Raw genomic sequence first — 12,543 nt, forward strand, 5'->3', positions numbered from 1 at the left:
AAACTCCCGTTAGCAGTGGTTGCTAAAGCGCAGATTCCGGCTAAGGGGAGTTTGCTTGTTGCTAAGGCGCAGAACCCGGCTAAAGGGTGTCTTGTCTGGCGGCAGAGCCTCGGCGGCTGGCCCAGCATACTCCCGCGGCAGAGGGGACTGCTGGGTAAGACAACCACGAGGCGCCACCCCATACCTCCGCCCACGCGTTAGCAACGGAAACTCCCGTTAGCAGTGGTTGCTAAAGCGCAGAACCCGGCTAAGGGGTGTTTTCGCTATGGCTGTGGAGGCTCTGGAGGCAACACCGAAAGGGCACATAGAAAGGGGCGAGCCCTTTCGGACTCGCCCCTTCCTTAAACCCAAACCTCAGCCCCTAAGAGCTGCGGCCGGCTCACCCAATCAGAATGCGCGGGTGAGAAGTGCCTGCTTGACTTCGGCGATTGCCTTGGTCACCTCGATGCCGCGGGGGCATGCTTCGGTGCAGTTGAAGGTGGTGCGGCAGCGCCACACGCCTTCCTTGTCGTTGAGCACTTCGAGGCGCATTTCGGAGCCTTCGTCACGCGAATCGAAGATGAAGCGGTGCGCGTTGACGATTGCTGCCGGGCCGAAGTACTGGCCGTCGGTCCAGAACACCGGGCACGACGTGGTGCAGGATGCACACAGGATGCACTTGGTGGTGTCGTCGAAGCGCGCACGGTCTTCCTGCGACTGCAGGCGTTCGTGCGTCGGTTCGTGGCCCGAGGTGATGAGGAACGGCATGATCTCGCGGTACGACTGGAAGAACGGCTCCATGTCGACAATGAGGTCCTTTTCAAGGGGCAGGCCCTTGATGGCCTCAACCGTGATCGGCTTGCTGGTGTCGAGGTCCTTCAGCAGCGTCTTGCAGGCAAGACGGTTGCGGCCGTTGATGCGCATAGCGTCGGAACCGCAGACACCGTGTGCACAGGAGCGGCGGAAGGACAGCGAACCGTCCTGTTCCCACTTGATCTTGTGCAGTGCGTCAAGCACACGGTCGGTGCCGTGCATCGTGACCTGGTAGTCCTCCCAGTGCGGCTCGGAGTCCGTTTCCGGGATGAAGCGGGCGATGCGGAACGTGCACTCGAAAGTGGGGACTTCGCCGCCTTCTCCGGACACGCTCGACGGAAGGTCGATCTTCGATGCCGGTTCCGGGGTTTCGTTGTTCTCTGCCATCAGTACTTACGCTCCATGGGCTCGTAGCGGGTGACGATGACCGGCTTGGTCTCCAGGCGCATGCCGGAGATTCCTTCGGCGGTGCTGTTGGGGTCCAGGTAGGTCATCGTGTGGTGCATGAAGTTTTCGTCGTCGCGATCGGGGAAGTCCTCGCGGAAGTGTCCGCCGCGCGATTCCTTGCGGTGCAGTGCGGCAACGGCAACAGCTTCGGCCAGCTGCAGGAGGAAGCCGAGCTCAATGGCTTCGAGCAGGTCGAGGTTGTAGCGCATGCCGCGGTCGTGAATGCCGATGTTGTTGTAACGCTCACGCAGCTTGCCGATCACGTCGATGGCTTCGCGCAGGGTTTCATCGGTGCGGAACACCTGGACGTTGGCGTCCATGATTTCCTGCAGTTCAGCGCGGATGTCGCCGACGAGTTCGGTGCCCTTGGAGTTGCGCATGGTTTCAACCATGTCGATCACCATGTCGGCTGCGTCGTCTGCGACTTCCTGCTGCTCGGCGGTCTTGGCGAATTCGGCGGCGTTGATGCCGGCGCGCTTGCCGAAGACGTTGATGTCGAGCAGCGAGTTGGTGCCCAGACGGTTGGAGCCGTGCACCGAAACGCACGCGCACTCACCGGCTGCGTACAGGCCGGGAACGATGGTGTCGTTGTCGGCGAGCACTTCACCGGCGACGGTGGTCGGGATGCCGCCCATGCCGTAGTGGGCCGTCGGGAAGACGGGGACCGGTTCGGTGTAGGGCTCGACACCCAGGTAGGTGCGGGCGAACTCGGTGATGTCCGGCAGCTTGGCGTCGATGTGTGCGGGCTCGAGGTGGGTGAGGTCCAGCAGGACGTAGTCCTTGTTGGGGCCTGCACCGCGGCCTTCGCGCACTTCGTTGGCCATGGAGCGGGCCACGATGTCACGCGGAGCGAGGTCCTTAATCGTGGGTGCGTAGCGTTCCATGAAGCGCTCACCGTCGGCGTTGCGGAGAATACCGCCTTCACCGCGGGCTGCTTCGGACAGGAGGATGCCGAGTCCAGCAAGGCCCGTGGGGTGGAACTGGAAGAACTCCATGTCTTCCAGCGGGATGCCGCGCTTGTAGGTGACAGCCAGGCCGTCACCGGTGAGCGTGTGTGCGTTCGAGGTGGTCTTGAACATCTTGCCGAAACCGCCGGTTGCGAACACAACGGCCTTGGAGCGGAAGACGTGGATTTCGCCGGTGGCGAGTTCGTAGGACACGACACCCGCAACGACCTTCTTGCCGTCGACTTCGTTGATGATGACGTCGAGGACGTAGAACTCGTTGTAGAACTCAACGCCGTGCTTGACGCAGTTCTGGTAGAGAGTCTGGAGGATCATGTGGCCGGTGCGGTCTGCTGCGTAGCATGCGCGGCGGACCGGTGCCTTGCCGTGATCGCGGGTGTGGCCGCCGAAGCGGCGCTGGTCGATTTTGCCTTCCGGCGTGCGGTTGAAGGGAAGGCCCATCTTTTCGAGGTCGAGCACGGCGTCGATGGCTTCTTTTGCCATGACTTCGGCTGCGTCCTGGTCGACGAGGTAGTCGCCGCCCTTAATGGTGTCGAAGGTGTGCCATTCCCAGTTGTCCTCTTCGACGTTGGCCAGTGCGGCGCACATGCCGCCCTGTGCCGCGCCGGTGTGGGAGCGGGTGGGGTAGATCTTTGTGAGCACTGCGGTGCGTGCTCGCTGGCCGGATTCGATGGCTGCGCGCATGCCGGCGCCGCCAGCTCCGACGATCACAACGTCATAGTCATGTACCTGCATAAGGTCTCTATTCTCCTAAGCGGCGGTCAGGCCTGGCAGAAGCTCGGCAGCAGCGACGGGTCTGCGCCGGTCGGGCAGGGGCTGAAGGTGAAGATCACCAGGGTGCCGAGCACAACGATGATTGCGGATGCCACGTAGAGGATGATCTGCAGCGTGACGTTGGTGCGCGGTTTTTCGGCGTAGTCGTTGATGATGGTGCGCATGCCGTTGGTGCCGTGGATCATGGCCAGCCACAGCATGGCGAGGTCCCAGATCTGCCAGAACGGGTTGGCCCACTTGCCGCCGACGAAGCCGAAGTCGAGGCCCTGGACGCCTTCGCCCATCCACAGGTTCACGATCAGGTGACCGAAGATCAGGATGACCAGGAAGACGCCGGAGATGCGCATGAACAGCCATGCGAACAGCTCGAAGTTCGACTTGGTGGTCTTGTGGCGCTGGTATTCGGCGCGGGGCTTGGGGATAACGGGTGTTGTCATTGTGCTCAGCCTCCGAACGTGTGCATCAGCTGGCGGGGGATGAACGCAATCATCACGATCAGCCAGAGGACCATGACTGCCCAGAACAGTTTGCGCTGGTTCTTGGGGCCGCCCTTCCAGAAGTCAACGAGGACTACTCGCAGGCCGTTGAAAGCGTGGTAGGCGATTCCTGCTACCAGTCCGATTTCGGCGAACGCCATGAGAGGCGTTTTGTACGTTCCGATAACTGCGTTGTAAGCCTCGGGCGAGACGCGAACGAGAGCAGTGTCGAGCACGTGTACCAGCAGGAAGAAGAAAATGCCGACGCCGGTGACGCGGTGAGCGACCCAGGACCACATTCCTTCGTTTCCGCGGTACAGAGTGCCCGTTGACGCTTTGGCCACGGGTCATCCTCCATTTTGCGATTGCGTGTATAGCGTTTTGAATCTACGCCCGTTTCACAGTATTTTCCAATCTTCCGGATGTGCGGTTGATGGGTTCTCTGTGCGTCGCGCGCAGGTTCTTGTCAGCTGGCCGTACGGTCGGTCGGCTGAGGATGCCTCTATTGTCTCATGTCCGGTTTCGCCGACACTCGCCGACTCCCGGCTATTTAGGGCATGTTCTCCTGCCCTATCGGGCCTTCCTGACCTGACTTGCGTACGAGGTGGAGCTCCGGTCCCGAACCTGCCTCCACCTCGTGAGCGAGGTAGGGGTGGGCGGACCGTGAGAGAGCTGAGCGTGTCGGACCGGTGGGTGCCGGGTGTGTGCGAGACAATCGAGCGATGCTTTCTCGTTTCCATGCTGTTATTCCGGCCGGCGGTTCCGGCACTCGGCTGTGGCCGCTGTCGCGGCAGGATCGGCCGAAGTTCTTGCTTGATGTTTTGGGCTCGGGCCGTTCGATGCTGCAGGAAACGTGGGCACGGATTGAGGATCTCGCGGTTGTCGAGAACAGGTGGGTTGTCACGGGCCGGGCGCACGCGCAGGGCGTGCAGGAACAGCTGCCGTCGCTTGGCGACCCGAATGTGATTGCCGAACCGTCGCCGAAGGACTCCGCGGCGGCCATCGGTTTGGCTGCAATGCTCATTCATCGGCGCGACCCAGAAGCTGTCATCGGGTCGTTTTCGGCTGACCATTCGATCACCAACCCGTGCGAGTTCCGCCGTGTTGTCGCGGAAGCCTATGCGGCTGCCGCCTGTGGGGACATTGTGACGATCGGCATCACTCCGACTTTCCCGTCGACCGCCTACGGCTACATCAAAGCGGGCAAGCGCCTGGGACTGGCGGAAGCGCCGACGGCCATGCGGGCGGAGAAGTTCGTGGAAAAGCCTGCGGCCGACACCGCGCGCCGGTACACCTATTCGGGCCGCTACCGCTGGAATGCGGGCATGTTCATTGCTCGGGCAGATGCTCTTCTGGCCCAGTTCAAGGAGTTCTCGCCTGACCTGTACGCGGGACTGTCCGCAGTTGCCGATGCTTGGGGCACCGAGGATCACGAGGCGGTGCTCGCCGATGTCTGGCCGGGGCTGGAGGCCATTGCGATTGACTACGCGGTGGCTGAACCTGCTGCCGAGCAGGGCCGGGTTGTTGTGGTTCCCGGCGACTTCGGCTGGGATGACGTCGGGGATTTCGCGTCTGTAGCTCAGCTGCGTCAGCCCATTCCGGGCGAACCGTCGAGCGTTTTTGCTGCTGGCGATGACGTGCGGCTCGTTGATGTTGATTCTTCCGGCCTTGTGTATTCGACGACGGAGCGGGCAATTGCGCTGGTCGGTGTGGAGAACATCGTGGTCGTTGACACCGACGACGCGCTGCTGGTCACCCGCCGTGCCGTGGCGCAGAGGGTGAAGGAAGCGGTGAAGCGGGCGCGCGAGCTCGGCTATGACGACGTTCTGTGAAACCAGAAGGACGTTCTGTGAAACCAGAAGTGTGACCCCAGAGGCAGTCGGAAGCTGCCAGAGGCGGTCAGAAGTGTGACGCCAGAAGTCACTGCGGTGCCGGCTCATTTGGGCCCGGGCGTAGAATCGCCCGGATACACATTTGAACGGAGGCACAGTGATCCAGGCGGAAGTTGCGGCGTTTGCCGACGAACTGCGGGACTTTCGGCGTGATATACACGCTCACCCAGAACTGTCGTATCAGGAGTTCCGCACCACCGAAAAGATCGCTGAGAGGCTGACTGCCGCGGGCCTTAAGCCTCGCTTGCTGGAGGGCACGGGACTCACGGTCGATGTTGGGTCCGGCCCGGTCATGTGCGGTCTGCGAGCAGACATTGATGCTCTGCCCTTGGACGACCTGACCGACACCCCGTTCGCCTCGACCGTTCCCGGTGTTGCCCACGCCTGTGGGCACGACGTGCACCTGACCTCGCTCATGGGTGCTGCTCTGGTTCTCAATGAAATCGATCGTCGTCAGGGGCTGGGTGGAACGATTCGCTGTATTTTCCAGCCCGCCGAAGAGGTCACCCCCGGTGGTGCGCTCAAAGTCATCAATCAGGGTGTCCTGGAAGACGTCCCCGTCTGCTACGCCCTGCACTGCGACCCGGCTGTCGATGTCGGCAAGGTGGGTTCACGCATCGGTGCCATCACGGCGGCCGGTGACACCGTCATCATCCGCCTGCGCGGCCACGGTGGGCACACGTCGCGTCCGCACCTGACGGAAGACCTCGTGTACGCGCTGGGCAAGCTCGCCGTTGACCTGCCGGCCACCCTGCACCGACTGATCGACCCCCGCCACGCGATTTCTCTTGTGTGGGGCGCGATCGAAGCCGGCCATGCACCGAACGTCGTTCCCGGCGAAGGCCAGCTGATGGGAACGCTGCGCTGTCTTGACGTTGACGGCTGGAACCAGGTGGCTGAAGTTCTGCCGGAACTCGTGGACCGCATCGCCGGCCCCTACGGCGTCGAAGTTGAACTCGAACACCGCCGCGGAGTCCCGCCGGTGGTCAACACGGAAGACGAAGTCTCCTCAGCAGAAGCCGCCATCCGCCGCGAGCTCGGCCCGACCGCGGTCCAGTTGACCCCGCAGTCAATGGGCGGGGAGGACTTCGCGTGGTACCTCACCCACGTTCCCGGTGCGCTCATCCGTCTGGGAACACGCACCCCGGGTGGCCGCACCTATGACATCCACCAGGGTGACCTTCTCATTGACGAGGACGCACTGCCGGTTGCCGTGCGCGTCTTCACGGCGCTCGCACTGGAGCGCCTGGGCTTCCACGGCGAACCCTGATCGGCGGTTTTCCGCCTGCTTCGGCGGGAATCGCACAGCTGACGAGGCGGAGCTCACCTGGGTGCCCGGGTTGGGTTCCTGCTTGTGTCAGGGGCAGTCGTTAGACTGGCCGCGTGGATGAAAACCTGTTCCCGGTACCGGCCGGAGTGCACCCGGATGACCCGATTCTGCAGCTGCCCAAAGTCAGCCTGCACGACCACCTGGACGGCGGTCTGAGGCCAGCCACGATCATCGAACTGGCTGCCCAGTCTGACATCGAACTGCCAGCGGACGACCCCGAAAAGCTGGGGGAGTGGTTCCGCACTCAGGCTGATTCGGGAAGCCTGCCGGAATACCTCAAGACCTTCGGTGTGACGGTGAGCGTTCTGCAGAGCGCGGAAGCTCTCACGCGTGCAGCGCGCGAATGGACGCTCGACCAGGTGGCGGATGGCGTGTTCTACGCGGAATGCCGTTGGGCTCCGGAACAGCACGTGACCGGCGAACTCACCATGGACGACGCCGTGGCCGCGGTTGAAAAGGGCATGGAAGAAGGCGTGGCCATTGCTGCCCAGGAGGGCCGCACCATCATGACCGCGCAGATTCTGACCGCCATGCGCCAAAACGACAATTCGCTCGCGGTTGCTGAACTTGCGCTGCGTCACCGTGACAACGGGGTTGTCGGCTTTGATCTGGCTGGCCCCGAAAACGGCTACCCTGCTTCTGGGCACAGGGCAGCGCTTGATCTGCTGCGCGGTGAACTGTTCCCCACAACTCTGCACGCCGGTGAAGACGGCGGTCTGAGCAGCATGATGGATGCGATTGCTGCCTGCGGTGCTGTGCGCATCGGCCACGGTGTCGACATCGTCCAGGACATGCAGATCACTGACGGCGCCGGCGAAATCGGCCGTCTTGCCGCGTGGGTTCTCGACCGCCAGATTCCCCTTGAGGTGTGCCCGTCCTCGAACATTCAGACCGGGGCTGCCCGGTCGATCGAATCCCATCCCATTACGGGTCTGAAGGACCTGGGCTTCAACGTCACGGTCAACCCGGACAACCGGCTCATGTCGCAGACCTCGGTGACGCGCGAAATGCGGCTGCTTGTAGAGCACGCGGGCTGGGACATCATCGACCTTGAGATCGCGACCGCCGCAGCTCTGCGTGCCGCGTTCATCCCGCTGGATGTTCGCGATCGCCTGCTGGAGGAAATCGTGATGCCAGGCTTCGAACGGATCGATCTGTGAACCGTCCCGGAAATTCTGACCGGCCCGGTGGTGGCGCCAGCCGCCCAGGTGACTGGCGCCGTGAAGAACGGGAGCGGCGCAAGCGCGGCGAACCATCGGCACTCCAACCGGCACAGCGGCCGGAAGTGGACCTTCCGCGTCGTCCGCTCAGCCTGGTGGGTGCGGTTGTCACTATGGTCATCCAAGGGGTCGCGCTGCTCGTTGCCGCCGGCATCTACGTGTACACCGGTCTGACGGGAGCGGGCAGCAGCCTGGGATCACTTGTCGGCCTTGCGCTTATGTTCCTGCTGATGTCCGCATCCATGTTCGGCATAGCCAATGGCCTGTGGAAATACCGCCGGTGGGCTCGTCCAGCAGCAGTTGCGTGGAACATTCTGCTGCTGTTCTTTGCCTGGTCTGTTCGGCCCGGTGTCTTCAGCGAAAGCGGAGACTACATGTTCTGGGGGCCGCTGATCCTCGGAATTGAAATGCTGGTGCTGATGTTCCTGCCGGCGACCCTGCGAGCCTATGACGAAGGTCTGCGCAGGCAGGACGAAGCCGCGCAGCGCGGCGCTTAATAAGCAGGCTGGATGGCCTAGCGCTGAATGAGCGCTTGGGCTGAAGGGCTCTGAAGCCTCAGCCGCCATGAACGTTTAAGAGTCAGCCGCCCTGCACGTAGTCGCCGCAGGCGGTGGCGAGCCCGTCTCCTTCAAAATCGCCTCCGGTGTCGCGCAGATTGCGTCCCGCGTCCTGGATTGCCCACCAGACTTCTGGTGAAGACAGCCATTCTTTGCGCAGGTCATCCCGCGCATCGGGGTCGTGAGCCAGTTTGTCGGCGGCGCCGCCGATCGTGTCCTGGGCGTTCTCTGCTGTGCAGCGCTCTTCGGAAGTGGGGCCGTCGGGCACGAGTTCGTCTTTCGCGTCCGGGGATTCCAGCGTGAGCGCGTAGTCGCCGTCGCCTTTCTCTTCAACCGTGAAAGTGCCGGTGATCAGTGCGAATGTGCCGTTGGCATCGACGGTGGATTTCGGTGCTGTGACTTTCACGCTGTCCTGTGCGCTGGGGCTCAGGGTGACGGAATCATCGCCGCCGGGTTCGTCAGCGGTCTGCATCCACGCCCACAGGTAGATGGGGTCTCCCGAATCAGCTGCCTCTGCGAGGCTCTGCCACAGGGGGTCTTCGTTCTTAGGCCCGCCGGGGCTGACGTCGACAAACTGGCTGCCGTCCGCGTTGTCATCAGTGCCTTCTTCGGTTTGCTCAGTGGCGCTTGGGGCAGTCGATGCTCCCTCTACGGGGCGTTCACTGTCGACGACAGTGCATCCGACCAGGCTGAATGCGGCAACGGCACCAAATGCGAGTAGGCGCTTCACGATGGCCTCCCAGGAAGACGGCAGTTCTCGGTTGATTCTACGTGGCGTGCGTCTCAGGCGCGCAGCGTGCGGCTCGGTCTTGCGGCTCAGTCCTGTGAGTCAGTCTTCGGAGTCGCGCATGATCTGCAGGTCAAAGGACGCGGACATGGTGCGCAGCAGGTCAGCCAGACGGCGAGTCTGCGCGCCGGTCATGCTGCTCATGAGTTCGTGCTCGCGTTCCAAGAAGTCCAGCATCGCTCCATCGACCTTGGCGAGCCCGTCCTCGGTCAGCTGCACTCTGACACCTCGGCGGTCTCCAGGATCGGGACTGCGGGTGACGAGACCGGCTGACACCAGCCGGTCAATCCGGTTAGTCATGGTGCCGGAGGTGACCATCATCTGCTCCGTCAGCTTTGACGGGGACAGCTGGTAGGGAGCGCCGGCACGGCGCAGGGCAGACAGGACGTCGAAGGACCACACGTCAAGACCGTGCGAGGCAAAGATGTCTTTGCGTGCCCGATCAAGCAGCTTTGCCAGTCGGCTGACGCGGGACACAACCTCCATGGGGGCAACATCGAGGTCGGGCCGTTCACGCTGCCATTCGCTGACAATCCGGTCGACTTCGTCCATATCCCCATAATAGTTCGATCTCGAGATACTCAACAACGAGCTAAATGGGCTGGAACACCTTCCCGGCCCCGTTTTCCTGGGAAAACCCAAAGTTTCGGACGTTGTTTACGTCCTGGATGTCCTTAAGCGCATCAGTGTTTTAAGGTGGGAAGCGTTGACAAGCTGCAAGATTGTCTGAACCCCGTGCCGGGTCATGAGGCTCGGCAGAATCAACAGAAGGACTACACGTGGATCTTTTCGAGTATCAGGCCCGTGACCTCTTCGAGGAGTACGGCGTTCCCGTGCTGCGCGCCGAAGTTGCGCAGACTCCAGAAGAAGCTCGGGCCGCAGCCGAAAAACTCGGCGGCGGAACGGTTGTCGTCAAATCACAGGTCAAGGTCGGCGGCCGCGGTAAGGCCGGCGGTGTGAAGCTCGCCAAAAACCCTGACGAAGCCGCAGCCCGCGCAGAGGAAATCCTCGGACTCGACATCAAGGGCCACATCACCAAGCGCGTCATGGTTGCCGAAGGCGCAGACATCGCAGAAGAGTACTACTTCTCGGTTCTGCTCGACCGCGCTAACCGCACCTACCTTGCTATGTGCAGCAAGGAAGGCGGCATGGACATTGAAACGCTGGCGGCAGAGCGCCCCGAAGCGCTCGCCAAGGTCGAAGTCAGCCCGCTGACGGGCATTGACGACGCCACCGCGCAGAAGATCGTCGATGAAGCAGGGTTCGACGCTGAAACCGGCGCGAAGATTGTCCCCGTCCTCAAGAGCCTGTGGAAGGTCTACAAGGACGAAGACGCAAGCCTCGTTGAGGTCAACCCGCTGGTCAAGACCGGCGACGGCAAGATCGTTGCCCTCGACGGCAAGATGACGCTTGACGACAACGCTGAGTTCCGCAACGAAAACCTCGCGAAGCTCGAAGACGAAGACGCTGAGGACCCCCTGGAGCGCAAGGCAAAGGGCATGGGGCTGAACTACGTCAAGCTCGACGGTGAAGTGGGCATCATCGGCAACGGTGCTGGCCTCGTCATGTCGACCCTCGACGTTGTGGCCTACGCCGGTGAAAACCACGGCAACGTGAAGCCGGCGAACTTCCTCGACATCGGCGGCGGCGCCTCGGCAGAGGTCATGGCCAACGGCCTGGACGTCATCCTCGGTGACGAACAGGTCAAGTCGGTCTTCGTCAACGTCTTCGGCGGCATCACGGCGTGCGACGCTGTGGCAAACGGCATTGTGAAGGCGCTGGAAATCCTCGGCGATTCCGCGACGAAGCCGCTGGTCGTCCGTCTGGACGGCAACAACGTCGAAGAGGGTCGCCGGATCCTCGAAGAGGCCAACAACTCGCTGGTCACCGTCGTCGACACGATGGACGGCGGCGCTGACAAGGCCGCTGAACTCGCCAACAACGCCTGATCGCCCGAAAGGACTTTCTTCATGTCGATTTTCCTGAACCAGGACTCCAAGATCATCGTCCAGGGCATCACCGGCGGCGAAGGCACCAAGCACACCGCCCGTATGCTCGCTGCAGGTTCGAACGTGGTCGGCGGTGTCAACGCTCGCAAGGCCGGGCAGACCGTCAGCCACAAGGACGCTGACGGCAACGACGTCGAACTGCCCGTGTGGGGCTCCGTCGGCGAAGCCATGGAAGCATCCGGCGCGAACGTTTCGGTTGCATTCGTTCCGCCGGCGTTCTCCAAGGACGCCGCAATTGAGGCCATCGACGCAGGCATCGGCCTGCTGGTCATCATCACTGAAGGCATCCCCGCACAGGACGCCGCCGAAATCTGGGCCTACGCCACCGAAAAGGGCAACAAGACCCGCATCATCGGCCCCAACTGCCCCGGCATCATCTCGCCCGGACAGTCGCTGGCCGGCATCATTCCGGCAAACATCACCGAGGCCGGCCCCATCGGCCTGGTATCGAAGTCGGGCACGCTGACCTACCAGATGATGTACGAACTGCGTGACTTCGGCTTCACCACCTGCATCGGCATCGGCGGTGACCCGATCATCGGCACCACCCACATCGATGCTCTCGAAGCATTCGAGAACGACCCCGACACCAAGGCGATCGTCATGATCGGCGAAATCGGCGGTGACGCTGAAGAACGTGCTGCTGAGTACATCAAGGAGCACGTCACCAAGCCGGTTGTCGGCTACATTGCCGGCTTCACCGCACCGGAAGGCAAGACCATGGGCCACGCTGGTGCCATCGTCTCCGGTTCCTCCGGTACCGCTGCCGCCAAGGCAGAAGCTCTCGAAGCTGCTGGCGTGAAGGTCGGTAAGACCCCGACCCAGACCGCTGAATACATGCAGGAGATCATGAAGTCGCTGTGATGCGGCGACTGCGGACGGTTGAGTGAACCGTCCGGGCGCTCAAGCTAGAAGCGTTGGGTGCTATTGACTGCAGAAACGGCTGTGGCCGAGTGGGAAACCACTCGGCCACAGCCGTTTTGTTGGGTTTTCTTCTCTGTTCTGCAGATTAGAGCTGGCGGGATGAGGTGCCTGGGTGGGTTGGGCGCCTTCTTTAGCTGGGGCACACCGGTTAGCAAGAGAAACTCCCGTTAGCAGTGGTTGCTAAGGCGAAGATTCCGGCTAAGCGGTGTTTGTGTGCGGCTAAAGCGCAGATTCCGGCTAAGGCGTGTTTTTGTTGGCCGAAAATGCGCCGGCAGGACAAAGAATGCGGCGGGGCGAGATGCCTGGGCAGGCTGGGCGCCTTCTTTACCTGGGGCGCACCGGTTAGCAAGAGAAACTCCCGTTAGCAGTG

At 62.2% G+C, this 12,543-nt stretch carries 12 protein-coding genes; 6 read left to right on the plus strand and 6 right to left on the minus strand.

Features of this window, described 5'->3' with window-relative positions:
- Positions 1-387: 387 nt before the first annotated feature.
- The 4 genes from HMPREF3172_RS06150 to sdhC are packed head-to-tail and all read right to left on the minus strand — an operon-like array spanning position 388 to position 3,798.
- A complete protein-coding gene (locus HMPREF3172_RS06150; protein WP_019174676.1) occupies positions 388-1,179 on the minus strand; it encodes a succinate dehydrogenase iron-sulfur subunit in 792 nt (263 codons plus the stop codon).
- Positions 1,179-2,939, minus strand: coding sequence for a succinate dehydrogenase flavoprotein subunit (gene sdhA, locus HMPREF3172_RS06155; RefSeq protein WP_061941370.1), 1,761 nt, complete (start codon positions 2,937-2,939; stop codon positions 1,179-1,181). Before sdhA ends, HMPREF3172_RS06150 begins: the two co-directional genes overlap by 1 nt.
- A gap of 26 nt (positions 2,940-2,965) precedes the next feature.
- Entirely contained in the window at positions 2,966-3,415 is a 450-nt protein-coding gene (locus HMPREF3172_RS06160) for a succinate dehydrogenase hydrophobic membrane anchor subunit (RefSeq protein ID WP_019174678.1), read from the minus strand.
- Positions 3,416-3,420: 5 nt separating this feature from the next.
- Positions 3,421-3,798 carry a succinate dehydrogenase, cytochrome b556 subunit gene (sdhC, locus tag HMPREF3172_RS06165; protein WP_083281446.1) on the minus strand — a complete coding sequence of 126 codons (378 nt, stop codon included), beginning with the start codon at positions 3,796-3,798 and terminating at the stop codon, positions 3,421-3,423.
- A gap of 378 nt (positions 3,799-4,176) precedes the next feature.
- Here sdhC and HMPREF3172_RS06170 point away from each other — a divergent pair, with 378 nt between their 5' ends.
- The 4 genes from HMPREF3172_RS06170 to HMPREF3172_RS06185 all read left to right on the plus strand — a co-directional run bounded on the left by HMPREF3172_RS06170 (position 4,177) and on the right by HMPREF3172_RS06185 (position 8,393).
- Entirely contained in the window at positions 4,177-5,286 is a 1,110-nt protein-coding gene (locus tag HMPREF3172_RS06170; protein ID WP_070429038.1) for a mannose-1-phosphate guanylyltransferase, read from the plus strand.
- A 157-nt stretch (positions 5,287-5,443) separates the two neighbouring features.
- Positions 5,444-6,616 (plus strand): amidohydrolase, encoded by a 1,173-nt coding sequence (locus tag HMPREF3172_RS06175; protein WP_070516235.1) that lies wholly within the window; start codon positions 5,444-5,446, stop codon positions 6,614-6,616.
- 113 nt (positions 6,617-6,729) lie between these two features.
- Positions 6,730-7,836: an adenosine deaminase gene (locus tag HMPREF3172_RS06180; RefSeq protein ID WP_070516237.1), complete on the plus strand. Its 1,107-nt coding sequence runs from the start codon at positions 6,730-6,732 to the stop codon at positions 7,834-7,836.
- Positions 7,833-8,393, plus strand: coding sequence for a hypothetical protein (locus HMPREF3172_RS06185; protein WP_070516238.1), 561 nt, complete (start codon positions 7,833-7,835; stop codon positions 8,391-8,393). The genes HMPREF3172_RS06180 and HMPREF3172_RS06185 overlap by 4 nt, the downstream gene beginning before the upstream one ends.
- A gap of 82 nt (positions 8,394-8,475) precedes the next feature.
- Here the strand turns inward: HMPREF3172_RS06185 and HMPREF3172_RS06190 are convergent, their stop codons facing one another.
- Together HMPREF3172_RS06190 and HMPREF3172_RS06195 are read right to left on the minus strand one after the other, a co-directional pair.
- Positions 8,476-9,183, minus strand: a complete 708-nt coding sequence (locus HMPREF3172_RS06190; RefSeq protein WP_061941360.1) for a hypothetical protein — start codon at positions 9,181-9,183, stop codon at positions 8,476-8,478.
- A 99-nt stretch (positions 9,184-9,282) separates the two neighbouring features.
- Positions 9,283-9,792 (minus strand): MarR family winged helix-turn-helix transcriptional regulator, encoded by a 510-nt coding sequence (locus HMPREF3172_RS06195; RefSeq protein WP_061941358.1) that lies wholly within the window; start codon positions 9,790-9,792, stop codon positions 9,283-9,285.
- 227 nt (positions 9,793-10,019) lie between these two features.
- On the opposite strand from HMPREF3172_RS06195, the gene sucC reads away from it, so the two are divergent.
- On the plus strand, positions 10,020-11,189 hold the full coding sequence (sucC, locus tag HMPREF3172_RS06200) for an ADP-forming succinate--CoA ligase subunit beta (RefSeq protein WP_070516240.1): 1,170 nt from the start codon (positions 10,020-10,022) through the stop codon (positions 11,187-11,189).
- 21 nt (positions 11,190-11,210) lie between these two features.
- Positions 11,211-12,113 (plus strand): succinate--CoA ligase subunit alpha, encoded by a 903-nt coding sequence (gene sucD, locus HMPREF3172_RS06205; protein ID WP_019174687.1) that lies wholly within the window; start codon positions 11,211-11,213, stop codon positions 12,111-12,113.
- The last annotated feature ends 430 nt before the right edge of the window (positions 12,114-12,543 follow it).

Origin of the sequence: Brevibacterium sp. HMSC08F02 (assembly GCF_001807555.1) — a bacterium.
GTDB lineage: Bacteria > Actinomycetota > Actinomycetes > Actinomycetales > Brevibacteriaceae > Brevibacterium > Brevibacterium ravenspurgense.